Here is a 25,828-nt window from a genome sequence, read left to right as displayed (position 1 = left end):
AAACAGTGCGAGGGACTATGAGAATGAAAGGAGGAATAGGAATGACATGAGTCGTTTACAAGCTGTGTATTGAGGTTGTACAAAAGCATTTTCATATTGGAGATAGTATGCAAATTTCTCATTATTTTGGGATGTTTGTTCATTCTTAAATTTTTGTTCATTGAAACCCTTCAATCCGAGTCCATACTCGCCTGCGGTTTACCGTTTCTTTTATCAACAACCCAAGATTTATCACCATCCCAAAAGAAGTGCTTTGGTATCAACATGAACTTAAAACTCACTCAAATGCTGTATGCGGGGTTCTCCTTCATACTTCTCACTACGCTTGTACTTACCTATATCGTATGGTCGGCAGTCCAAGACTCAGCAAAACTCGCAGAAAAAATCGAGTCAGACAATGTGCCGGGAGTACTTGCGTATTTGAACGTAAACGACAAAGTGGCAGATTTACAAACCTATGCGTTGGAATACCTAGGCGGAGAGCAAAGTGAAGCCGGTCATTTTAGAAAGACCGTAACGCAATTTGAAAACTATTACAGAATACTCTACTCACTGGAATCAACCACTCAGGCTGAAAGAGACAAAATGGCTAACATCAGAAAATTAGCCGATCAATATATTCGTTCAATTGAAAATGAGGTATTTGCCAAATATTCCCCAGCGACAGAGATGGAAGCTAGGCTTTGGGTTCAAAATCTAATACGCGAAGTTGGTAACCCGCTTGAAGATCTTCTCGATAAAATGAAAGAAGAAGAGTTTGCTGATGCCTACACAACAACGAACCTGAGTGAATCTCTTAATGACGATCTACCTGGTGTTCGGTACTACCTTGAAATGATTGATGAAGCTGGAGATATGATTGCTTCTCTTAACGCATACATGATGGGTGATCTTACTGCACGAGAGTCATTTGAAGGGGATTCAAAATCGTTTAAGAGCTACCTTGATAAGCTGAAGCCTTTAGAGAGACGAGCTGAAGAGGTGAAAGCCATATCGCAAATTGAAACCTACTACGCTGAAATTCTAAACACAGCTAATAAAGTGTTTTCAAGCTATGATCCTGCCGCTAAAGAGGCTGCTATTACGCTCGTCGATGAACTTGAAGATATCGTGGTATTGCCGTTAGAAGAAATATTGGACCGCTCTTCGAAGGAAGAAAAAAGTGATGTGACCCAAGATATTGCGTCGGTGAATGACAAAATGAACCAGATTGTCATGTGGCTCTCTGTTAATGCGTTAGTTGTGGTCACTGTTGGCACCGCGGTTGCGGTTATGATTACCCGTGTGATTAACCGACGTATTCACGCTATATCGGAAAAGGCGAATCAAATTGCTGAAGGCAATCTCACCTCTCCTGCGATCAACGAAACCATAGAAGATGAAATCGGCTTACTCGCAAAATCGATTGATGGTATGCAGGCCTCGCTAAAGGATTTGGTTTCAGGCATTTCGGGTGTGGCAAGCGAAGTAACATCCAACACCAAACAAGTGGATAGTATCAGTAACCAGGTAGCCAGCGATATCCAATTGCAAGCGGATAAAGCGGCATTAATTGCCAGCGCCGTTGAGGAAATGAGTGGCACCGTACGTGAAGTCGCCATGCAATCGTCTGATGCAGCGCAAAGCTCCCAAGAGGCTGGTAATGTTGCTAGTGAAGGGGGCAAGCTCATGCAAGAGACGGTGCATGGAATGCAAAGAATCGCAGATGTGGTTAACGAATCCGCTGCTACGGTTGATAGCCTAGGTAGGAAAGGGGAAGAGATTGGTGATGTGATTAAAGTCATTAATGATATTGCTGAACAAACTAACCTCCTTGCTCTGAATGCGGCGATAGAAGCGGCGCGCGCTGGAGAGCTTGGTAGAGGATTTGCCGTTGTTGCGGATGAAGTTCGAGGCTTGGCAGAGCGAACCTCTAAAGCAACAGAGGAAGTAAGTAGCCTCATCACCTCAATTCAAAGTGAAACTCGTACTGCGGTAGAAAGAATGGGCGAGGGCACTCAACTGGTTACGGAAGGGGTGCAATTGTCGAATTCCGCCGGTGATGCGTTAGAACAAATTGTTGAACGTGCCAATGATGTGAACAACATGATTCATTCAATTGCCACCGCAGGAGAAGAGCAATCGACAGCGACCCAAGAGATGGCACATGACATCGCACAAGTTAGCCAAATCGCATACTCTTCAGTGGAGAAAACGCAACAAAGCTCTGAATCAACAAGAAATCTTTACAATAAAGTGAAAGAGCTAGAAGGCATGGTCGCCCAATTCCGGGTGTAACCCGTCATACTTAAGCCACCTCAAATACGAGGTGGCTTTTTTGTATTTAGAACGGTGTATAAGTATTCATCTGAGACTAAACTGACACTGTTTACACCAAACTGAACCGATACCCTATAGATTGAACGCTAACAGCGAAAATTGGCTTCGAATCGATAATAGGGAAAGTTAATCATGCAACACGAATGCGGAAACGTTACAAATATTGCCGTGGTCGGTGGCGGGACATCCGGTCTTGCGACATGTTATTACCTGCTTCAAAAATTAAATCAAAAGAACTCAGACAACCATCAAGGTCAGTACCACATTCATTTGATTGAAAAAGCCGCTGAGTTGGGTGGTAATGCGCACACGGTCGTGTTGGATCTTGGTGAGACAAGCAGTATAGACAGCGACGGGAATAAAATAGAACCAAGAACGTTAGCTCGCTGGGCAGACATGGGCGTGAACGACATCAACTTAAGTAAGTACGATACGCTAAAAGAAGTGATGGAAAAAACCGGTTATTACAGTGATGAACACTTAAAGCCGATTGAAGATACGGCGTGTTTTTTCTCAGAAGACAATCGCTACGTTTATACTGACGATGAGCACTTACCTATCACCCGTCCTATGGAGCGGCGGTTCAGCTTGTCTGGCACTGATCTTGGTACTGTTTTCACTGCACTAGTGGCGTACGGCACTGAAATGAGTGAAGATGACGACAAGCAAAGTACGGCTTGGAATATCGAATTACATACCTTCTTTACGGCGCTGATTGCGTTGGCTGAAGGGTATCCTGAGGCTTTAAAAGCCTCGCCTGAGTTTGAAATATGTGTCGAGGCTTACAACGCCATTCGTCAACAGCCCTCGTTGGCTGATTTATCGGGTGCCGAGTTGGCCAAGCTTATTGTTGAAATGCGTGACAATCTCTTTTATCCAAGAGTGGCAGCGATGTTCTTTACGACAGACAAAGGACCGCAGCACCTTCCATTAGCGTCACCTTTTGGCTATTTCCGCTATCAAGAAGGTAAGAAAAAGGGCGAGAAATTCCCAGACAGACGCTACTTTGTTGGTGGAACAAAGAAATGGATTGAGTACCTAACGGCTTATTTGATTAGTGGTTACAACGATTCTGAAAACCTTAAGTTGTCTATTCATACTAATGTCGATGCAAAATTCCGCACGACTGACAATGGATTTACTATTGAAAGCATAGTATCGCCACTCGTGGATAAGAAAGAAGAGCACAACAAACTTTCACAAATTAACTTCGACGCCATGGTGAGTACCATTCACGCTAACCACGCGCTTATGCAGGTTGCGTTTAACGCCAAGCATTCTGAACAAGGCAACACGCTTGAACCTATCCTAGGCCGGGTGAAATACACGCAAAGCATTGGTATTGTGCATACCGACAATAGCGTAATTTCTTCGAATGTGAACAGTTGGCGAACGTTCAACGTGTCCATTAGACATGGTGAAACGATGCTGCCATACAGCATTACCTTCCAAGAGAATAGACATCAAAATGACTGGTGTAACCCGAAAATCAAACACGCACCAGAATTGAGCTATTTCGTTACTCTGAACCCAACTCACCCAGTCAATGACAAGTTTGTATTGCGTACTGTTGATTCTAATAAGAATTTGGAATTCTTATGTGGCACTGAGCTCACCGAGTTGCCTAAATCGACTCAGGATCACCTTGCTCAAACAAACACAAAGAACCTCCTTGGGCGTGAAGATAACAAAGCGATTTTCTATTTTTCGCATAACGTCTACGATCGCGATGCTCATACAAGTCAGACTGAAATCAATAAGTATCATGAAAATCTTCCAACTAATGTTCGTGAACATGGGTTTGCCCCCATTGTTTACGCGGGATCATGGTGTGCTGAAGTGGGCTTGCAGGAAACGTGTTGGAAACAAGCTCACAATGCCGTAGATAGCTTGCTTAAGACAATTTAAATCAAAGTGAGCTAAGTGAGATATGTCTATACCTTTTAACGCATATTCCCGTTAAGCGTATAGGTCCATTAACTCAATACAACGCATTGGTTTTCCATTACCACCCTTTGTTCTTTGTTGGAGCAGTGGGTGGTTTTTTTATTAAGTGATACCAAAGTGAACCAGACCAGATTCACTATTTTCCTTAACCTGTTGTTGTTGGTTGAGTTCATGCAACGCGTTAAGGAAAACATGAGTGCACCAATTAAAAAACTGCGAAAGGTCAACAGACCCTACGTTCAATCAATCCATGTAAAAGGAAATACTCATGTCTCTGCTTGGTTCTACGCTTGGTGGCTGGTCCAATTTTCGTAAGCTCAACTTAGAAGATAAAGCGGTTTTTAATTCTGCTCTTGAAGGTTTTGTCGGGGTGAATTACGAACCGATGGAAGTGCAATCACAAGTTGTAGCTGGTGTAAATTATCGCTATCTATGTAAAGCAAACTTGATCGATGAGCCAACACTTCACTACTTTTCTTGGGTTTCGATGTTTGCACCTTTAGATGGAAAGCCTTACATCACTAACATCCAGCGTATTGAAGAGCCAAAAATGGTTGAAAGTCAAAAGGTGGATCAATTTGAATTAGTCAGCCTAAAAGCAAGCCTTCGTAATAACGCAGGGGAATCAGCTGAGGATGTATTAGGGTTTGAGCGATTAGTACGTGATGGAAATGAGTGTTACCAATACTATCAAGCAGAAAGAGGCGTAGGGCTTACGCACGCCACTCAAGTTATCTGCCCGCTCGGTCTTGCGATTATTGAAGGGTATAAATTTGATTACAAGCAAGCGATAGAAGTTTTTTACACAGGGAATTGGGGAAGCAAGTTCATCAAGCTATCACTGAGTAAAGTGCTATCACCGGAAGTAAAAGAACCTGTTTGGACCTTTGTTTCCGATTTAGGTACTCAAGTACAAATTGGCGCAGACACCGGTGAGATCCTAAAAGCCGTATTGTTGGAAAAGGTTTAGTGTATTTCTCCCGGTTCTTTGAGTGCGATGGGGGATGCTCAAAGAATCGGGAGACCTTATTGCGAATTTGAGTCTGTTACCTTTCTAAAATGAAGGTATCGCATCATATTCAGTTAGAGATATTTGTGCTTGGAGCAAATGTAATTCTTTTGCTTTGGAATTAAACGCCTCGAGCTCTGCGTTAGAGCTTTCTTGTGTTAACACTCTAAGCATGACGTCTGCCTGTTCAATATACAGCTCTCGCCATGGTGAAGGTTCACAGCACTGAAATAGCTGGTCTCGATATTTTTCAAGGAGTACGCGATCCTTCAAATTCCAAGCAGTGCGTATGCCTTGTTGGTAAAAGCGTAAATAGTTGTGACCTAAGCAGGGCTGCTCAAGCCACTTTTCACCTTGCTCCAACGCATTTCTACTCTCTTGCCAGAATGTGCTGACCATAGCTTTTGTTGCACTTAGCCAAGGGCCAATAAAGGCATGTAAGTTGTTTTCTTCAACCAAATTAAGCCCAACTTCTATGTACTCACGAGCTTTAATTGCATCATTCTGATACCACTTCAGGCGTGCCTTAGCTTCCATTAAACATGCTATGAAACGGACAGCATTGAATTCTTTTGCGATGGCCAGTGCCATATTGATTTCATTCTCTGCCTGATCCAGTGCATTGTAATCAAGCAGCACCCAAGCGGCTGTCAGTCGAGAAACAATCTCTGCACGACGATTCCCTGTTAAGTAGGCAAGCGTGGCAGATTGCTGTGATTGCGCAAGCGCTTGTGATGTGTCCAGTTGGTAAATCAGGGTTGTCGCAAGCATGTATCGGTTGGATGCTTCGATTTCCAAATATTGGTTTTCTTCACATATCTTCAAGCTTTCTTTGAAGTTGTTGTGGGCGTTAATCATGTTACCTTTTAGGTATTCACAATCTCCCAACCCACTCAAGGCCTTTGCTTTTGCTTTAGGACTATTTGCTTTAATGCTGTAGTGGAGTGCTTTCTGATGCTCTTGCTCACAGGATTCAATATTTCCTGTTGGGAATAGAATATTCCCTCTCATTGAATGCACTTCGGACAATTGAGCGTATTGCTGTGTTGGCTCCGAAATGTTCTGAGCGGTTTGCAGTATGGACAAAGCTTTGTCGATGGCATCAACCACCTGATATGGGTTAGCTAAATCAATGAAATATTGGCTGGAGGCGTTGGAATCGGTGTTTTGATTAACGGCCAGTTCCAGAAAATGAATACACTCTTTCACTTTACCCATTGAATACAGGCAATTTCCTTTTAAGTTTAGCGCATACGCTGTTTCACTTTTTGGAACAATTTCAATGGCTTCTTCGATCAATTCCAACGCTTGCTCAAACTGAAAGCTGCCGATGTATTCTTTGGCACTTTTAATGAGGATCGTAAAGGCATCTTTGCACTGTGCTCTTTTTGAATGGAGTGCAAACTGCTTCTTGTCCCTTTCTTCAAACCACTTAGCGCAGTGCTCGTTCAGCAGTCGTCTTTCACTATCGGAAAGTTGGCTTTGTACCGCTGAGCAAATGAGATCGTGATGGAACATAAAGCCTTGGTCAGAATGCTTAATTAAACCGTGCTCTAACAAGGTTCTTGGGTAGTAATGCTCATCATTTAAAACAAACTGAAGTTGTTCTAAGTTGAAGCACTGTCCGAATACAGAAGCTGCTTTTATCGCAGAAAGGTTATTTGCATCGAGTTTGTATAGTTGAACTACAACAAGGTGCTCTAGAGATTCAGGTACATCGTTACCCAAACGCGAGCAGAGTAAGGATTGTCTTAGGAAGAGTGGGTGCCCGCTTGCCTTCTCGACGCAGCGTTGGACGGCTTCTTGATTTCCTGGTGCCATCCAGTTTGCCAACTGTATCGATTCATCCATGTTGAGTGGCTTGAGTGCAATTGTTGTCGCTGATTGGAACCAATCTGGAGCGTTAACCAAATGATGCTCAGAACGAAATGTTAGGACGAGCATTAACGGGAACCTGTCCGTTAATGAGGATAAAATTTGAATAATGGACAGAAGAAGATCATTTGCCCAATGTAAATCCTCAACGGTAATCACGAGTTGGGTAAGATGAGCTGGTCGGTGTGAAAGGAGCTGATTAATGCTTTCTGTGATTGCTCTGTTACGAGCTGAATGTTCCATTACATCCAAAAGACGTTGTTCCGACTCATACAGTTTTAGGCCCATTAGCCAGTAAATGAAAAGGTGATGAGAAGATGCAATCGGTGAAATAGCGATGGATTGTCTTATGTGGTTGCCGTCATCTTCTGGTGTGAAACCAAATAATGAACGAATCAAATTAACCGTAGGAATAAGGGAGTTCACCACGCCAAAATTTAGTATTTGAACCCTTACCGGAGCACAGTTTTTATGTTCAAGTATTTCGATGAATTTGTGAAGGAGTCTCGTCTTACCGATTCCAGCCATGCCCGTTAAACAGACTGTACTGCCTGTGTTGTTATCGTATAAATCGGAAAGGGTAGAGCTTAGCTGAGTTAGTTCATATTGACGTCCAACAAAATAGTCTGTTTGTACCTGGCACATCGACACAATACGCCAATCTTTAAATTCAGGCTGTTCAGGTAAGAATACATTCCTTGGCCTTGCACAATTGGACGACACAAAGCATGGGCACGCAACGATATCTCCCCAAGTGATTTGAGAAAGCAATTGCTTAGTACGTTGGCTGAGCTGAGTGCTCTGGGCAGTGAACTGTTCATCGGTTGGGCTACTTTCAACAAACATACGAACGTGACTTTTGAGCGTAAATTGCAGCATCGCACATAGCCGACGAATACGTTCGAATACAAATTCATCACTAGAACGTGAATACCAACCAAACTCAAGAAGCCCTTCCTCTGCTGTGTAATAGCAATTGGATCGATCATTTAGCTTTTCTACTTCGGATTTTAGAGACTCATCATCAACCTCTATCGAAAGCCGCAAAACTTGATGAGTATGTTCCGGTATTGTCGACAATTCTTTTTGTAATATCGGGGTAGAGTTTGGGATGAGATCTTCTACTTCCACCGAGTAAAACGTAGCGAGTTCTTTGGCTGTTCGATACAAAATACTGCTGCCAGACTCTGCGCGTTTTATTGAAGATAGAGAAACATACAATCGGCTTTCTGCACATTGCTCGGCTAGCCTTTCTTGGCTCAGCCCTTTTTGCTTCCTTAATTGCTTAAGCAAGTCACCATTTAATGGCAAACGACCATCTTTTGAACCCATTATTTAATTCCATTTTGTTAACAGGAAGCGTACGTCGTACATTCTGAATAGTACTAGACTTATTATCTTACTTATTGATAAGTAAGATAATAAGGATAAGCCTACATACTTAAGAGATAACTAATAGCAAAAATAAAGTGACATTCAATTGGTTGATACGTTTATATCAATTCGTTGTCACAGTTTATGTTTGAACGCATTTTAATTTGAGCTTTTTAAAAAACAAACAAGAGAAGGCAATAGAGCGGGGTGCGGTAAAACTAATGATAATGAAATCATTAATATTGATGTGTAACTAAATGAATAATAGTGATTTTATGCAATTTTCCAGAAGTCGTATTGAAGACAAGAAAAAGTGTAAGAGAGTATTGGATATTACAAAAATGCCCCCTGAAATATCAGGGGGCATTAGGTGTGTTTTACTCTTTATACTTAGAAATCTGTACTTAAAAAATCAGATGCGCGATACCCGCAATAACTGGAAGCGTAATGAGCGTGCGCAGAATAAAGATGATGAACAATTCTGCGATGTTAACTGGGATACGGCTTCCCAATAGCAACGCGCCCACTTCAGACATGTATATAAGCTGAGTAACAGACATAGCAGCGATAACGAAGCGAGTTAGGTCGCTTTCAATAGAAGCCGCCAAAATGGCTGGAATAAACATGTCTGCAAACCCGACCACAATAGTTTCAGATGCTTTAGCCGCTTCAGGGATGTTCAGCAGTTCTAAAAATGGCACGAATGGTTGGCCAAGAATAGAAAATACTGGTGTATACTCAGCGATAACCAGTGCAATTGTACCTAACGCCATTACAACAGGCAGTACACCAAATACCATGTCGGCAGCATTTTTTAGCCCTTCAACACATACTTCTTTCGCCGACTTCACTTTGCTTGCTTTTGTTAGAGCAAGGTTTAGACCCCAAGACCAGCTATTGTGACCTTCTGGAATGGCGTTGTCGGATGCTTCTGGTGCGCTGCCATCGATGTACAGATCTTTCTTGTAGCTCAAAGGAGGTAGGCGCGGAATGATTACTGCTGCAACTAAGCCAGCTAAACAAATGGCACCGTAAAAAGGTAGGAACATATGCTCTAGGTTAACCTGAGCCAGTACCACGAGGCTGAACGTGATAGAAACGGCTGAGAAAGTCGTACCAACTACTGCGGCTTCGCGCTGTGTGTAGAATTTTTTCTCGTACTGTTTGCTGGTTAGAAGGATACCCACACTGCCATCACCAAGCCACGAAGCCATACAGTCGATCGCGCTACGACCCGGAAGGTTAAATAGTGGGCGCATGATTTTGCTCAGCAATGTACCAAACAGCTCTAGCAGGCCAAAATTCAGAAGTAACGGAAGCAATAAGCCAGCAAAAATGAAGACAGCAAAAAGCGTTGGCATTAAGCCTTCCAGTACAAGACCACCCGTATTTTCTTCCCAAATGGATTTTGGACCAAATTGGAAGTACGTCATCAAGACCGCGATACCACCAATAGTGCGCACAGCAAACCAAAGGAGGGAAGGATCAAATAGCCCAGTTAAAAAGGCGTTGTTCGCGACAAATGCAGGCTTAGCAACTTTATTCAAAATAGTTGCTACAGACATAAAGCCAATCACAAAGGTAATGATAGGAACAATCAAGTCACCCAGTAAGTCCTTTAGTGCGCCAGCCAAAATAGCGACGGGAATGGTGAGTTCACCTTGAAAACTGACAGGTGCCATGAAAAGGAAAAGACCAAGCAAGGAAGGGATCAAGAAGACCCAAAAGTTCTTTTTGCTCTTAGAAGAGCTAACCGTGTTTACGTTATCCATCTTTTTATACTCTTGTTACCGCTAGTAAATAATTATTCACTAAACATTAGTATTCATTCATTGCTGCGAAGAATAACTGCTTTCACCTATTACTGCAATACTATTCAATGTTTATTCTTAATTATTCAGTTTAAATGGCGGTAAATAGGTTTCAGGGTGGAGTATTGTAACAATAATGTTGCATGTAAGTAGCGAGATATACAAAATTGATAACTAGGTCAAAGTTTATTTGATTACGGTGTACTCAGATCAGGGAAGCCGACACTGATCGCAATCGTTGCGTCGCTTACCTGTAAGCAACCACGAAATGGTGTACCGATGCTTGGCAAACCTAAGGTAAACCCAATCGGCAACTGGACGGATATACGGTTTTCTTAACCAATTCACCCATGGCTTTTCGCCTACGGCGTTCCATGCGGCTTGAGTGACATCAAGCCCCAATAGCAGTTGGTTATTATCGTCTAGTGCGTGAAGAATCCGATTTGCATCCGTGACACTGATATTTGGGTATTTATGTGAAAAGTCGGGTTGATAAAGATCTTCTAAAACGAGACGTTGATGGGTATCAAAACGCTTGAGCTGATCCATTTCAGCTTTGCATAAAGGGCATGTTCCATCATAGAAAATAGTGAGTGCCATAATATTCTCATTGCCAATTTTTTATAATTGTACGAAAGAATTTGGCGGATGATCAATTGTATCCAAGTATCATGAGATTACTTGGGTATAAAAAAGCTCCGAGAATATCGGAGCTTTGGGTGTCAGGCTTAAACCTCGGTGAATGAGAGGTTCTAGAAGCGGTTTGAAAATAGAAGTTCTACCGAGCTGTTGTCGTAACCCACTTCGTCAAATTCTACACTTGTTGGAAGGTTGGTGGATGAAGCTAAGTAGTTCAGACCCACATCCCATGCACGATTGATTTGATAGTTAACCCCCAGTTTTGCCGTGTTGTGGCTGTTCTTTTCCCAGCTTTGGAAGCGATATTCACCTGTTACAGCAACACTTTCCCATAGTGTGTAGGTTGCTCTGGCAGTCATCGCTGGGAGAATACGAAGGTACTCACGCTTTGCGTGTTGCCCTAGGCTATCTGCGTTGGCGACTTGGTATCCAAATTGGTGAGCATAAACGCCTAAACCAAATTTTACATCAAGGTTTTCTAAGGGCGTGTACCCTTTGTATACATTGCCACCAAGCATGTAGTGTCGGTATTCACTCACCAAAGACTCGCCTTTCGCATAGTCTTTATCTTGATAACTGAAGTCTTGTTTCGCTTTGCCTGTAACACGCAGTTCTGTTGGAATGAATTCGAAATCCAGCGCGTTGCTATTAGCCAATTCGCGAGAATAGGTAATGCGGGTATAAGGTTGAAGCTTATCGACTTGAGTCGCATCGCTAAAGTTCTGGTTCATGACCAGGTCTTCAGTGAAGAAATTCAGATGAGAACCCAACCCGACTTCAATTTTGTTCTTGAGTGGAGTCGCAACGGTTTGAATGCGATCTTTTGAACTGCGCTCTTGATTAAATGCTGCTTCTGTAACCGTAACGTTCAGTGACATGCCATCTTCGGTTTGCTGAGCATTCAGGTAAACCCCGTCATTGGCATATGGGGAAACAAAGTATTGGTTAACTAAGAAGGAGATCCCCGCGCTTGCCGTTACATCACTCACGAAATGACGTTTACCGTGAACTCGGCTGTATGCAACATAAGAAGCAGCTGCGTAAGCAGGTACCCCCCATTCTGCACCGTATCGCATTTGCAAGAAGTGCGCACCAGAGAAACCTGCAGCAGCGTGACCAGAAGGATAAGAACGAGGGCTAGTACCACTTGGACGCTGTCTGCCAACGATTTTCTTCGTGGTGTCTACAATGATTTGCGACGCCAAAACGGAATAGGTCAATTGTTTTGCCCCTTCCCAATCGTCGTGCATCCATGCAGCCATATAGCCGCTGAGAGGGATCACGAGTTGCAGCATATCGCCGGTTTCCACTGTGGAATCTGAACGAATATCCGTTATTTCGGACGCTGCGATAGCAGGTGTCGCTGTACCTAGTGCACCAATTACAAACGCGGCGCAAGCACGTAACTTCATTGTGTATCCTTCTATTGGTTTTCTTATGGGGCTAAAAATTTAGCCGCGCATTATAAGGGGTAAAATCAGTTCTTTAAATATTTTACAGCGTTAATGTTTAAAAGAAGAATCAATCGTTAAACCCGAACGCGAGTCTATTTAACCTCCTGTCTCGATAACAGGTTGTTTAACCTCACCTTGGGATAACCGGTTACGTGATGGATTGGTGATTGAAATGTGCTGAGAATTTAGGGGTAAAGTAGGGAAAGTTAGGCCGCCGAAGGTAAGCCGCCAAAGCTATGACGGCTTACCAATAACATGCTTATAGTGCGCTTACACCCATGTTAAACAACGTAAAGCTGTAAACATCGGCGTATTGCTCGATGACTTTACTCGTAGGTGTGCCTGCACCATGACCTGCGTTTGTCTCTACTCGGATTAACGTAGGATTGTTACCTGCTTGCTTAGACTGAAGTTCCGCAGCGAACTTATAGGAATGCGCAGGTACTACGCGGTCGTCGTGATCACCTGTTGTTACCATTGTTGCTGGGTACTCAGTACCGGGTTTCACATTGTGAACAGGGGAGTATGCTTCCAAGTACTGGAACATTTCTTCACTTTGGTCTGCTGTGCCGTAGTCGTATGCCCAGCCAGCTCCTGCGGTGAAGGTGTGGTAACGCAACATATCTAAAACCCCAACGGCAGGCAGTGCGACTTGGAACAGCTCTGGACGTTGTGTCATCACCGCACCCACTAACAGGCCGCCATTTGAGCCACCGTTTACCGCCAGTTTGTTGCTTGAAGTGTAGTCTTCATCAATGAGGTACTCGGCTGCTGCAATAAAGTCATCAAATACATTTTGCTTTTGCAATTGCGTTCCGGCTTTGTGCCACTCTTTCCCGTATTCGCCGCCGCCACGAATATTAGCGACTGCGTACACGCCTCCCATCTCTAGCCATGCGGCACGAGCAGGGCTGAACCTAGGCGTTAAACTCACGTTAAAACCACCATAGCCATAAAGGATAGTCGGAGCCGTGCCATCCATTGGCGTGTCTTTTTTGTAAGTGATGATCATTGGAACCTGAGTTCCGTCTTTCGATGAATAAAAAACCTGACGCGATTCATATTCTTCCGATTTGAACGGAGCGGTAGAGCGGCGATAAAGTGTGCTTTCGCCGGATTCAATGTTCAACGAGTAAATGGATCCGGGTGTTTTGTAGTTGGTAAAGGTGTAGTACACCTCAGTCGCATCTTTGTCACCAGAAAACCCGCTTGCGCTACCGACGCCCGGTAGCTCTATCTCGCGGATGAGTTTACCTTGCATATCGTATTGCTTCACCTTAGACACGGCATCTGCAATGTAGCTCGCGAATAAAGCATCACCAGCGGTTGAAACACGAAGGACATGCTCTGTTTCTGGGATCACATCCTGCCAATTCTGTGGTTGAGGGGCTTCGGCATTGACGGTAACAACGCGCTTGTTAGGTGCACTGAGGTTTGTGACCAAATACAGCTTGTTGCCTTTGCTGTGAATCACGTAGGTATCCGATTCCGCTGTCTCTGTGATAGCCGTCAGAGGGGCATTTGGTTTAGACAGATCCTTTAGGAACAACTTATTGCCAGAGGTGGAGACACTGGCCGAAACAACAAGATAACGATCATCTTGCGTTGTGTAGCCGTACACATAGCGATGCTTTTCAGCGTCGGTGCCACCAAAGATCAGAGAGTCTTCACTCTGTTTGGTGCCAAGCTTATGGAAATAAAGCTTATGTTGGTCAGTCTTAGCAGAAAGCTCACTGCCTTTTGGTTTGTCGTAGCTAGAGTAATAAAACCCTTCATTGCCCAACCAAGATACACCACTGAATTTCACATCAATGAGTGTGTCACCCACTTTCTCTTTGGTTTCGGTATTCAGTACGATCACTTTGCGCCAGTCGCTGCCACCCTCTGAAATTTGGTAGGCGACAAGGGAGCCATCTTCAGAGAAGCTGATACCTGCCATTGATGTGGTGCCGTCGTCACTGAATGTGTTCGGGTCAATGAAGACTTCTGGTTCGTTATCGTCTACCTGTCGATAGAGAACAAATTGATTTTGCAGACCGTCGTTTTTATAGAAATACGTGTATTTCCCTTCTTTAAATGGCTTGCCGACTTTCTCATAGTCCATCAGCTCTGTGAGACGGTCTTCAATTTTTTGTCGATATGGAATTTGCTTTAGATAGTCGAACGTTAACTCATTTTGAGATTTTACCCATTCAGCGGTGTCATTGCTTTGGTCATCTTCCAGCCAGCGGTATGGGTCGCTTATCTTTACGCCAAAATACTCATCTACCACGTTCACTTTCTTGGTGACAGGGTATTCTATAGCGATGTTTTTGATGTGTTGAGCAAACTGTTTTGGAGTGTCATTCTCTGGTTCAGTAGGCAAACTACAGCCGGTGATAGCGACAGCTGCCGCAATTGCGAACGCCTTATTTTTCATGGGATTCCTTGAAGAAAATCTCTGAGGGAAAGACGGAATGTACTACAAAATTCAGACCGTACGGCGTTTGAATTTGTGTGGGTTCATTTTATTTGCAACAGGGCTCGCTGATTGATACTGAGCTTAGTGCTGGCTTTGTGTGGAGATATCTCTTTGATTGAGTAAACGAAGGAGAGCGTTTGCATGTTGGGTTGGTGTGATAGTATCTCACCCGTGAAACTCATAAGCGTAAGGTACTATGAAAGACTCAATTTCTAAGCGCGAGCAACAGTCTATTAAAGTGGGAATAGCGGCGAATCTCGTGATGGCGTTCAGCGGTTGGTGGACTTACTATTTATCAGGATCCGAAGCACTTTTACTTGATGGAAATATGTCTTTTATTTTGTTTGTTTCGTCCATTTTCGCACTCAAAATATCTCGGATAAAAAGCGTTCGTTCAGAGGTTTTCCCATTTGGTTTGTACGTTACCGAAGCGCTGTATTCCATGATGAAAGGCTTACTTCTCATTGGCGTAATCATATCGGCCATTTCTGGCAATGGGACAAAAATTATCGCTTACCTCCAGGGGGCTGATATTGCACCCATAAAAACGGGTCCCATTGTTTACTACGCAATTGCAATGGTATGTATTTGCTGGGGTTTATCCTTGCTTTACCATGTGCAAAATAAGCGGATTGGCAATGCCAGTTCCATGCTTAAAGTGGATAAGAAAGCATCGTTTATTGATGGTGTTTTATCGGCATCGACTGGCGCGGTCTTGATTGTTATTGGCTATATCCCCGCGGGCAGCGATTGGGATTTCTTACTCTATATTGGTGATGCATTGTTGGTCGTCGTATTGGCGACACTGATGATTAAGCAGCCCATCGGTATCATTAAGGAGGCCTTTATCGAGTTAGCCGGAGGAAAGCTACAAGATCAGGTTCAACATGAACGAATCGAATCATTGGTTAACGAAAAATTGACCTCGCAGGGAATATCAGCAAAGAGTCTGAATATTAGCAAAACAGGTAGCAGTTACTTAGTTATTATCGGTTTAGCGTTAGAAGAGCTTACAGGGCAGCCATCGGGTTCTGTAACGGATACTAAGATGCAGTTGAAAAGGACACTGGATGCCGAATTTAATTTCGTTGATGTTGAAATGGTACTGGTTTAAAACGCTGTTCGGGGCGTGGTGATCATTCGACAAAAAGGGAAATCTGATGATTTCCCTTTTTTATGCCTTAAATGACTCGACTGAACGCAACATCCCCAGATTGGAGTAATAAAAGCCCAAACAAACCGAGGATGATGCCACCTGCTAAGGCTAGGTAATGAGGGGATTTGGAATGGCTATGGTGATGGTGTTTATCACCAAATATGTGCCCACTTAGCTTCTTCCCGCCCAAAGTCATCATTGCTATCGTTGAGGTGGTTAAGCAAGTACCGAATGCCATCAAAAGGGCACTTAGCACTCCAACCCAATAAACACCCACCATATTAGCAAATAATAAAATCATGATAGCCCCAGTGCAGGGGCGAATACCTATTGTAAAGATTAAGCTGATGATCTCTTTCCAGTTTTCTGCAAATTTTGGGGCGTGGTGGTGACAGCACTGATGAGGCTTTCTTAGCTTCTTGACTGAACGATAAATCATAACAACGCCGAACAATAATACGCAGAAGTAGCTCACCATCATCGCAGATTCAGCTTTGGTATGAACATCACGCATAGAGGCTTTGTATAACCAAAGCAAGACTGAAACCATCGCAATCGCCACCAAAGCTTGCAGTAACGAAGACAATATAGTGATGATTAAGCTTGTTTTTGCTTGTGTGGGTTTAGCGACAAGGTACGTTGTTACAATGACTTTTCCGTGTCCCGGACCTAAAGAGTGAAGAATGCCATACACCAAACTGACGACAGAAAAAGTCCACAAAGCGCCTTCTCGTTTTTCTTGAATATCATAAAGAAGATCGCTGAGTTGACCGTTGAAATCTCTTTGAATTTGGATGCTTTTGAGTACTAGGGTTGGCCAGCTTAACCACAGTTGATAACTCGCGATAAGTATCAAGCCAAGTACAGCCCACTTCGAATACGGCTTTATGGCGAGCGCGTAAGGTTTGAGAGAAGATAGAGAAGACTTAAAAGGAGAATGCATTATCGAATTAGCCCTCGCAACGAATGTAAGTGTGCTGGGTAAACAGTTGTCCAAGCGTGTTATCGGGGTCTGCATCTGCGGGGAGCGAAAGTGCATACGCCATTTGTTCCGATGTTGGGGAGGGCTCAACGAGTTCAACCGAGCATTGTTGTTCTAAATTTGCACTCAGCTGAATAGCGCTCTTTTTCTTCCAACTCATGTCAACGTAATAACTGGGCTCAAAAATCATGAGCTTTAATGACTTACCTAACGTGTCTTTTACCCGAGTTAATGGCAGCTTAAAGTGAAGAGTTAGCTTGCCTCTATGATGAGTGAAATGTGCGTCTAATACTTCTTTGTAGCGAATGGGCTCGTCGGCTTCAAAGAAGTAGGTGAAGTAATGTTCATAGAGCATGTTATCGATAACAGACATGGCTAATTGCTTAAGTGTCTGTTCACGAACCGGATCAGACATGTCCTCACCATCTAACATATAAGCGGTTGTCATAGCATCAAAAGTCCACTCCATGGAGAACCCGGAGATTTTAGTGCCCTCGCCAAGTACGGTCGTTTTCATATCGACCCAAGAATGAGGATGAGCGTGCGAGAGTGACGTGGAGAGAAAAATCAGGAATAGGCAGCAAGCATATTTACACGCTTGCTGCGCGATGTTCATCATTAGCATGAGACTTGGTTTTATATTAAATTTCAGCCAAGACTATGACAATTGTTATAAAATAACAATAGAGGAGTATAGATGAGCTACACCAACTCTTTTTTTGCTACGATATTTGAGAAAAGTGTCATTCTTTCACCGTTGTTTAGGTGAGTGGTACAGGCTACACGGAGCAAAGACGCAAAATTCTTGATTTCGCCGCGCTTTTCTAACACTTCTTTGTAAATCTGCGTAACAAAAGCACCGATAGATAATTCGGATTTTTTGGCAATATCTTCAATGATTTGCCAAAAAATGGCTTCAAGTCTAATACTGGTTACTACGCCATCAATTCGGATTGAGCGAGTTTTTAATTCAAAAAGTTCTTCTTCCGCTCCGGAGTATATTTCACACATGATCGTCTCCCGTCTGTGAGATGGTTATCTAGCTAGAATCTTTAAGATTCCCAAAGCAAACCGGTTCCTAAGCTTCCTGCAAAGGTGACCTTCTGCCAATTTCTGTCGTTGTGTGTCCGATGATAAAGCAAAAACAGCCAGAAAAAAGCCTGGCTGTAGTTTTGAAGTGTTAAGTACGCCGCGTAATCAACGCGTAGACGACCTTTTTGATGGTTATTTTTGTGATATAACAATGATTTATAAATCGCAATGCTTGTTTGCACGCTAATTATATCTGTGATCAATTGGTTTTATATTGTCTACTAGAGCTCAACAGACCCTAATCAGTCACAACCATCAAAGGTCAGTAGCTCCCAGTTACAGAGCTACTAACTACAGAAGTTGGTTTAACTGCGCTAGCCATGCTGGGTGCGCTGGCCATGCTGGTGCAGTGACCAATTTGCCGTCTGTGTAAGCTTCGTCCATACCGATATCTTGGTATTGACCGCCCGCAGCCGTTACTTCAGGTGCGCATGCTGGGTAAGCTGATACGCCTTTACCTTCAATAACATTAGCGGCAGTAAGAAGCTGTGCACCGTGGCAGATTGCGGCAATCGGCTTGTCTTGCTGGTGGAAAGCTTGAATGAGAGAGAGCACTGCTGGGTTCAGTCTTAAGTATTCAGGCGCTCTACCACCTGGAATAACAAGGGCGTCGTAATCGGCAGCATCGGAAGCGGCAAAAGACGCGTTTAGCGCAAAGTTGTGCCCTGGTTTTTCAGTGTATGTTTGGTCGCCTTCAAAATCGTGAATGGCGGTTTTGATGGTTTCGCCTGCTTCTTTATCAGGGCAAACGGCATCCACGGTGTGACCAACCATTTGTAGAGCTTGAAAAGGAACCATGATTTCATAGTCTTCAACGAAATCACCTGCAAGTAGAAGTATCTTAGCCATGTTATTTTCCTCTTAATTGGTAGGAGCTATTCTCACAAAATCTATGCTGAAAAAAGACGGATCGATTAAACGCACGAGGTCTTTAGTTCAGGTCGTGTATTCAGGATTGCTGATGAAAGAGATTGATGGGTAATAGCTGGATACTACAGGCGAGATGTCACTCACAATGTCGTTTTCTTGTTGCGGATTTGTTATTTCAAAAGGATGGATTTTAAACTAAGTCACCCACCAAGGTTCATAAGATAAGCACTACAGGTGAGTATGCTTGGTTAGCAATTTTCTCGCATATATAGCCACCCTTCTCTGAGCTCGCTCTTCACTCGTCTTCGCAGTTACTCATTTTCGTTGTTGCAATGAATGGTTGCTTGGTCTTTTCCTTGATGCTTTGAGGCATAAAGTGAGCGATCTGCATGGCGAACCATCGTATTGAAATTAGATTGAGTTTGCCCGAAGTAGCCGCCAATACTAACGGTAATAGGAAGTGAAAGGTCACTGTGTGGCATGGCTTTAATTTGATGGCGTATTTTTTCTGCCAGTTCTTCGAGTTCTTCCACCGAGCACGACGGATGAAAAATCATAAACTCCTCTCCCCCCCATCGACAAAGGGATGAGATATTAGGAAGAACATTGCTGATCCGGTTCACTATGGAGATCAACACATCATCGCCAACTAAGTGTCCATAGGTATCATTAACCGGCTTAAAATTATCTATGTCTAAGATCAGTAATCCAACGTCACATTTACTGTTCACATATCCTGGATAGGCACTGTTCAACTCATCGAAAAAGCCGCGACGGTTCTGGATTTTTGTGAGTGGATCAATTCGCATGAGTCGTTGATTTCTGCGAAAGGCAACATAAAGGAAATAAGCACTAAAACTGAGAACCATCCCCATGAATAAAAGCGTCCACACCGTCATAGAGTATTTGATGCCCTTGTCTCGAAGCTGCTCTCTACTGACGAAATGCACGAGGTCAAGTTCATTTGGAACCACTGTGCGCCACAAATAAAATCCATTTTTATCTTCGATCCAATTCATGCCATCAGAAGGGGAGGGAAAGTCGATCTTATCGCCCACGGAAAAGTCCGTCACCGATGAAACAATGTGGCGATTTTCGTCAATCAAGAAGGATTGCCCCACCGAACTGCTGACTTGAAGTAAATCAACCAAGCTACTTATCCCAACATCTATGGCGACGACGCCAATAAATTCATCGTGTACCCAGATTGGATCGGTGATGGTCACCATGAGCCCCTGACCGCCTCCATCAATGTACAAATCAGACACAAACTGCTTACCATATGGGTTCACAGAAGGCAGTGCTTGTAACCAAAAGGGGCGTTCAAAATCGGCCTCGCTTACTTGGAATTCTGCTACTGGAAGCTCTGGAGAAAGGAACAGGTATTTGTTTGCAGAAATGTAGTAAGACCAAATAGCGACACCAAGTTCACGGACCAACGTGCTAATTTGTTCATTCAAAGACAATACTGCCGTCATTTCAAAGCGTTGTTTGTCGTTATTTGGATTGAAAGGCTCCAACATTGTCAGCGTCCCTTTGAGTTTTGACGCTTGGTTGGGATGATCAAAAGCTGACAGACCATAGATGTCGAATTCGGGGAAATACTCAATACTGTTTATCCACTGAGGCAGGTTAATTTTCCCTTCTTCCGCAAAATGGTAAGAATGGATCATGGTGTTTCTAAGACCAGTATTGTGAGCGGAAATAAGCTTAAAGTATTGTTCGAAAAGCCCCGCGCGAACATTTACCGTGTTAACCGAGTCGCGTCTAAGCTCATCTATTTCAGATTCGTAGTAAATGAAACCGACTACAGCGAGCAGTGCTGAAAAAAGAGCAGGAATGTATAAGCTTTTCTTCATTAAACTGATGTCCGCTGATGGTTCAAAATTGGGTGTAGGATTCTTCTAAATTTAGCTGAAACAAGCAACCTTCTCCATCTTAGTCTCTGATTTCTGACAAAATGACTCAGCTTTACGCGATAACCGTTTGGTTACGGCCCATTTTCTTCGCTTCATAAAGTGCCATGTCGGCATTTTTCATAATATCGTCGACTTGAACATCAGGGGAACTAACAGTTAAACCAATACTGACCGTTACCGTGAGTGATTTCGTGCTGTGTTGATTTTTTGCGATGGCAAGGTGAATTTTTTCCGCAACCCAGTGTGCACGGTCAAGGCTAGTGTCTTGTAAAAGCACTACAAACTCTTCACCACCCCAGCGACAGGTCACAGACGATTGGCTTGCGACTTTTTTAATAGCAGAGGCAATGGAGCGGAGTACTTCATCGCCGACACTGTGGCCGAAGTTATCATTGATCTTCTTGAAATGGTCAATGTCGATCACCAATAAACCGCATTTCTGTTGGTTGCGCAGAGATTGCTGGAAAATAGGCTGAATGAAAGAGTAAAAGCCACGTCGGTTATAGAGCCCTGTTAAAGGGTCAACCAACATAAGTTGCTTGTTTTTCTTCGCGGAGACATAGGTAAAGAAAGACAAAATACTCAGTACACAACCCACCATCAATAAAGACCAAACTGTCGATGATGCTTTCATTGCTTCTAGTAGCAACGTGGTCTTTTTCAAACGATGAACTAAAAAGAGTTCTTTACTAATGGTTGGTGTGCAGTAAAACCAACCTTCGTTCGATTCTTTCCAACCTTGTCCTGTATCTGAAACCAAAATGGGCAGTTTGTCTCCCAGAGAAAATTCGCTCAAGCTTGCGGTCAATTGCAGGTTTTCATCAACTAAATAGGATTCACCCGGTGCTTGGCCGACTTTTAGCAAGGAAGTCATGAGATCCATTCCAATATCTATCGCAACAATGCCAAGGAACTCGTCTCCGCGATACACAGGATCGGAAATGGTGATCATCAATCCTTGCCCAGCGGCATCATCATACAACTCAGTAACAACTTGTTTTCGTTCCGGATTGCTTTTGGGCAATAAGCTGGTCCAAAAAGGCTTTTCATACAAAAGATCACTGAACTGGAAGGTTTCGACGGGGAGTTTTGGTGAAAGGAACAGAAAACGATTCTTTGATAAGTAATACGCCCAAACCGTCATTTTTAGGTCATCAATAACGGTACCCGCTTGCTCATTAATAGACAAAACGGCAGCAATCTCTTCAGCAATGGGGTCTGTAGACGATTGGATCGGGACATCCATCGTTAAAGTACCTTTAAGCCAATCCCCTAATCTTGGCTGATCAAACGCCGAGAGAGCATAAGTATTGTATTCAGGGTAGTAGGTGATTTCTTTAATCAGATCCGCTCGAGCTTTTAGAATCGATTTTTGTTGAACATCTAATTCAATCGAGTTTTTCATGGCTGTGTTTTTCGCAGACATCAATCGAACATACAGGCGTAGCAAATTCGAGCGTACTTCCAAAGTAGACAGCGTTGATTGACGGATATTTTCAGCCTGATAGTGAAAGTGAGACAGGCCAAGGGCCAGAAATACTACTATGAGAGCAATTGGATAAAGGGTAAGTTTCGACATCAGAGTTTCTTGTTATATTGCCCTTAGGTTTGATAGGGGAATTAGGATGGATAGCGATCTGGATTCAAGCATTTAGGCTGAACTTAAGTCATTCACTAAATTACTGATAGATCATACCGAACCTAAGTACTATACGAGTTTGATTTTTAACTGATAGTTTTGCTATTACATGGAAGAGTTGAGCCACAAATACAAATGTTTAGGGTTTGGTTAAGCAGTAGTACTTAAGGTTGCTTGGATTTTTGTATTGTTAACTTCTACTTTGTTGATATTTAGAGCTGAATTTTTATGCTTTATCGGATGTATCGATCTGTAGTACTTATTGTATATGTCTTTAGGTTATATGTGTTCTGATTCACTTGGCTAGACCTGACTCAGACCTGAGACGAAATTGTTGTGCTTTGCAATAAAAGAGGAAATGAATCTCATGGTTTATTGCTGTTTTTACATTCTAGCTATTGCTGTAACTTGTAAATAAACCTGACCAATTCCTGTTTGGTTTAATTTCAAATTAAAGGCAGTGAGGATTGGTTCCCCCTCTTAGGTTAACCCCATATCAAGCTTCGATATGGGGTCTATTTTCTTTTCGTATTTTCGTATTTTCGTATTTTCTTTGTGCTTTGTTTTGATGGCAGTTCGATTAGTGATCCAGATATAGGTAATTCTGCCAGCTCTTCATTCGGATAAGAACTTTGCGCATTACTGAAACGTGAGTAAAGCTGTCTGAGTAAACGGCTATCTCTGCATTGCTTCCCATTGGGAGGTGATAGGCAGAAAGATCGTCTGTGATTTTGAGTTTCACTAACGCGCGTCCGTTGTTTTTCAGTGCGCTTGAATTAAGCAGCGAACCAGAGGCTTGTACCTGCCCTTCACCAATCGCAGGGATAACTTCGACTACCTCACCTCGAAAAACTTTTCCTGGTAATGCTCGGAATAAAAACTCTGCCTCGAAGCCAGCTTGTAAGCGTTGCAAGGAATTTTGTCTGAACGCACCCACGTAAAACTCATCTTCAGTGTGAACAAATGTCATGACAGGTCGCAAGGGCAGCGGTACCGCCATCATGCCAGGGCGAAGAGCTAACTGCGTGACATAGCCATCTGTCGGGGCTCGGACAATGGTTTCATCCAAATTGAACTGTGCTTGAGCTAACTCAGCTTTCACACGAGCAATGAGAGTGTTCTCGCCATCTATCTCCGATTTGTAAGCTAATTCTGCCTGTTTTACTTTTGCAAGAGAGGCTTCATAACTGGCCGTTGCTGCTTTAAAGGACTGGCGACGCGTGTCGAGTTGTTGCTCAGTAAATGCGCCTTTTTTGAACCCTTTGTTGTATCTTTGGAATTCTCTTTCTGCTTTATCTTTGTCAGCCAGCGCTTTTATGGAAGTGGCTTGAGACTCTTTGAAAACAGAGGCTAATTGCAAAACGGTTTGTTCTGCTTCCGCAAGAGCAGACTGCCGCCGCACGACTTCTGCTTCGAACAATGTCGGGTCAATCTTAAACAGTGGGTCACCCTTTTTCAGTGGTGTATTTGCCTTGGCAGACACTTCCACTACTTTTCCCTGAACACTAGGAACGACCGGTGTAGTGGTGTAGTACTGGCCACCGTATTGAGTGAATGGGTGATTGTAATTCATGAGAAGAATCAAGGTGCCAATGAGTAAAACGCCACCGAGAACAGCTGTTGGAACCGTCCACTTGTTTAATGGAATCTTGAAAATTTTAAAGATGGCGATACACAGAGCGGCGTAGGTCATTATCAGTAGTAAATCCATTACGCGTCTCCTTTTTGTACTTCTTGATTTTGGGGAGCAGCCTTCGTCACCTTGAGCTCTGCGAGTTCTTTTTGCAGTTCCGCTACCTGATCGATAAGAACATCGACTCTGTGGTGGATATCCTGCTGCTCCTCCTCAAGTTTATGGAATCCCCAACCACGTTCTTTACGCCAAAGCGTTGCCCAGATCCATAAGAAAGGCCAAATCGCATGTAATGTAAATAAACTGACCCAACCAGAAACATGAATGGCGTCTTGGTGAGGGTGGTCTCGCTCTTTGGCGATTTCGTACGGAATGTCGTGAATGACAATGATCCCGTAAAAAATGACTAGGGCGACAAATATAAGCAGTCCTAAGGCGAAGTAATCGAGAAACATAAAACCTTGTCCTTCTGGTTTCTTTAATAAGAGAGAAGTGAATAGTGATGTGAGCGCAGCATAATGATATGACGTAACAGGCTCTAATATATCGCTAGATTCATATACAGACCAAGTTTTATTCGAAGTACATCAAGAGAGGTGTGAGCCAAATGGCGTTAACATGTGGAATGTGCGACCATTTTGTTTGAACGTCACAAATAAGGATGTGAAGTGGACTACATTGGTGAGGCTTCAGCGATTGGGGCTGCAATTGTTTGGGCAATAGCAACATGGATATATGGCCAGTTCAGCCACCAGTTTTCTGCCATGCAATTGAATATTGTTAAAGGCGTGATTGCGTCTGCCATGATGTTGGTGGTGATCCCGTTTATGCCGATGCCTGCTGATGGATGGGCAATGGAAACAGGGCATTTTATCATCTTAGCTATATCAGGCGTTGTGGGCATTGCGATAGGTGACAGTGCTTATTTTGCTGCACTTAAACGCATCGGGGCAAACAAGACTCTGCTATTAGAATCGCTTGCTCCGCCATTATCGGGTGTTCTTGCATTAGTGGCTCTCGGATCAGAGCTGAGTATGCAAAGTTGGCTAGGCGTGGTTGTGACCACGGCGGCGGTCACTTTTGTTGTCATTAACCCTTCTAGTGCAGACCAAAAAGCATCAATGACCGGGATTGGCTTTGGGCTTTTGGCGAGCGTGTGCCAAGCAAGTGGCGTGGTTATTTCCCACTACGCCTTAGTCGCAGGGGATATACCACCACTATGGGGAGCCCTTATCCGATTGAGCATTGGTGTTGCTGCCGTCGCTATGGTGATTCGACTATTGGAACCTCAACCTTTCTCTGGCATTAAACGTCATTGGAAAGGGATGAATGGTAAGCAGCACACAAAATTACTCCTTGCCATTTTTGTTGGAACATTCTTAGCACTTTGGCTTCAACAAATCGCGCTGAAGAACGCTAACCCAGCCATTGCCCAAACACTGATTGCAACCAGCCCGCTGTTTATATTGTTTATCTATGCATGGAATGGCGAGCGTGTATCTTCTACCAGCGTGATAGGTACGTTGGCAGCCGTCGGCGGGATTTCATTGTTTTTCCTATAATTTTTAAATGGCTCAATGAATTACGGTAAACGACGTTGCGCTGACAGAGTCATGTAAAAAAGCCATCCTACACAATGGAGGATGGC

At 43.5% G+C, this 25,828-nt stretch carries 18 protein-coding genes; 5 read left to right on the top strand and 13 right to left on the bottom strand.

Annotated elements, in window-relative coordinates:
* The first annotated feature begins 264 nt into the window (after positions 1-264).
* The 3 genes from CW749_RS08885 (at position 265) to CW749_RS28380 (ending at position 5,236) form a co-directional block, all read left to right on the top strand.
* Positions 265-2,277: a methyl-accepting chemotaxis protein gene (locus CW749_RS08885; RefSeq protein WP_101111670.1), complete on the top strand. Its 2,013-nt coding sequence runs from the start codon at positions 265-267 to the stop codon at positions 2,275-2,277.
* 174 nt (positions 2,278-2,451) lie between these two features.
* Positions 2,452-4,227: an NAD(P)-binding protein gene (locus CW749_RS08880; RefSeq protein WP_101111669.1), complete on the top strand. Its 1,776-nt coding sequence runs from the start codon at positions 2,452-2,454 to the stop codon at positions 4,225-4,227.
* Between the two features lie 307 nt (positions 4,228-4,534).
* Positions 4,535-5,236 carry a hypothetical protein gene (locus CW749_RS28380; RefSeq protein ID WP_237322383.1) on the top strand — a complete coding sequence of 234 codons (702 nt, stop codon included), beginning with the start codon at positions 4,535-4,537 and terminating at the stop codon, positions 5,234-5,236.
* An 84-nt stretch (positions 5,237-5,320) separates the two neighbouring features.
* Here CW749_RS28380 and CW749_RS08870 read toward each other — a convergent pair whose 3' ends face one another.
* The 5 genes from CW749_RS08870 to CW749_RS08850 form a co-directional block, all read right to left on the bottom strand.
* Positions 5,321-8,482 (bottom strand): AAA family ATPase, encoded by a 3,162-nt coding sequence (locus CW749_RS08870; protein WP_101111668.1) that lies wholly within the window; start codon positions 8,480-8,482, stop codon positions 5,321-5,323.
* A 446-nt stretch (positions 8,483-8,928) separates the two neighbouring features.
* Positions 8,929-10,296 (bottom strand): YjiH family protein, encoded by a 1,368-nt coding sequence (locus tag CW749_RS08865; protein WP_101111667.1) that lies wholly within the window; start codon positions 10,294-10,296, stop codon positions 8,929-8,931.
* A gap of 249 nt (positions 10,297-10,545) precedes the next feature.
* Positions 10,546-10,935, bottom strand: coding sequence for a DUF393 domain-containing protein (locus tag CW749_RS08860; RefSeq protein ID WP_180958361.1), 390 nt, complete (start codon positions 10,933-10,935; stop codon positions 10,546-10,548).
* Between the two features lie 152 nt (positions 10,936-11,087).
* Positions 11,088-12,386 carry a phosphatase PAP2 family protein gene (locus tag CW749_RS08855; RefSeq protein ID WP_201796999.1) on the bottom strand — a complete coding sequence of 433 codons (1,299 nt, stop codon included), beginning with the start codon at positions 12,384-12,386 and terminating at the stop codon, positions 11,088-11,090.
* Between the two features lie 301 nt (positions 12,387-12,687).
* The gene (locus tag CW749_RS08850; RefSeq protein WP_101111665.1) at positions 12,688-14,847 is read right to left on the bottom strand and encodes a prolyl oligopeptidase family serine peptidase; all 2,160 of its coding nucleotides are present in this window, start codon (positions 14,845-14,847) and stop codon (positions 12,688-12,690) included.
* A gap of 238 nt (positions 14,848-15,085) precedes the next feature.
* Here CW749_RS08850 and CW749_RS08845 point away from each other — a divergent pair, with 238 nt between their 5' ends.
* Positions 15,086-16,003, top strand: coding sequence for a cation transporter (locus CW749_RS08845; RefSeq protein WP_101111664.1), 918 nt, complete (start codon positions 15,086-15,088; stop codon positions 16,001-16,003).
* Between the two features lie 67 nt (positions 16,004-16,070).
* On the opposite strand, the gene CW749_RS08840 is transcribed toward CW749_RS08845, so the two are convergent.
* The 8 genes from CW749_RS08840 to CW749_RS08800 all read right to left on the bottom strand — a co-directional run bounded on the left by CW749_RS08840 (position 16,071) and on the right by CW749_RS08800 (position 24,635).
* On the bottom strand, positions 16,071-16,988 hold the full coding sequence (locus tag CW749_RS08840; protein ID WP_101111663.1) for a nickel/cobalt transporter: 918 nt from the start codon (positions 16,986-16,988) through the stop codon (positions 16,071-16,073).
* A gap of 7 nt (positions 16,989-16,995) precedes the next feature.
* Positions 16,996-17,643 carry a DUF1007 family protein gene (locus tag CW749_RS08835; RefSeq protein WP_101111990.1) on the bottom strand — a complete coding sequence of 216 codons (648 nt, stop codon included), beginning with the start codon at positions 17,641-17,643 and terminating at the stop codon, positions 16,996-16,998.
* Between the two features lie 86 nt (positions 17,644-17,729).
* On the bottom strand, positions 17,730-18,038 hold the full coding sequence (locus tag CW749_RS08830) for a ribbon-helix-helix domain-containing protein (protein WP_101111662.1): 309 nt from the start codon (positions 18,036-18,038) through the stop codon (positions 17,730-17,732).
* A 372-nt stretch (positions 18,039-18,410) separates the two neighbouring features.
* On the bottom strand, positions 18,411-18,968 hold the full coding sequence (locus CW749_RS08820) for a DJ-1/PfpI family protein (RefSeq protein ID WP_101111660.1): 558 nt from the start codon (positions 18,966-18,968) through the stop codon (positions 18,411-18,413).
* 332 nt (positions 18,969-19,300) lie between these two features.
* Positions 19,301-20,848 (bottom strand): sensor domain-containing diguanylate cyclase, encoded by a 1,548-nt coding sequence (locus CW749_RS08815; RefSeq protein WP_101111659.1) that lies wholly within the window; start codon positions 20,846-20,848, stop codon positions 19,301-19,303.
* A gap of 112 nt (positions 20,849-20,960) precedes the next feature.
* Positions 20,961-22,487: a sensor domain-containing diguanylate cyclase gene (locus tag CW749_RS08810; protein ID WP_101111658.1), complete on the bottom strand. Its 1,527-nt coding sequence runs from the start codon at positions 22,485-22,487 to the stop codon at positions 20,961-20,963.
* A gap of 640 nt (positions 22,488-23,127) precedes the next feature.
* Positions 23,128-24,258 (bottom strand): HlyD family secretion protein, encoded by a 1,131-nt coding sequence (locus tag CW749_RS08805; protein WP_101111657.1) that lies wholly within the window; start codon positions 24,256-24,258, stop codon positions 23,128-23,130.
* A complete protein-coding gene (locus CW749_RS08800; protein WP_101111656.1) occupies positions 24,258-24,635 on the bottom strand; it encodes a DUF3302 domain-containing protein in 378 nt (125 codons plus the stop codon). Before CW749_RS08800 ends, CW749_RS08805 begins: the two co-directional genes overlap by 1 nt.
* 213 nt (positions 24,636-24,848) lie before the next feature.
* On the opposite strand from CW749_RS08800, the gene CW749_RS08795 reads away from it, so the two are divergent.
* Complete coding sequence (locus CW749_RS08795; RefSeq protein WP_101111655.1) at positions 24,849-25,742, top strand: DMT family transporter; 894 nt, start codon at positions 24,849-24,851, stop codon at positions 25,740-25,742.
* Positions 25,743-25,828: the final 86 nt, after the last annotated feature.

Origin of the sequence: Vibrio sp. vnigr-6D03, from assembly GCF_002835515.1 — a bacterium.
GTDB classification, from domain to species: domain Bacteria; phylum Pseudomonadota; class Gammaproteobacteria; order Enterobacterales; family Vibrionaceae; genus Vibrio; species Vibrio penaeicida.
The sequence above is the reverse complement of the archived record's forward strand: the minus strand, read 5'-3'. Positions and strand labels throughout refer to the sequence as shown.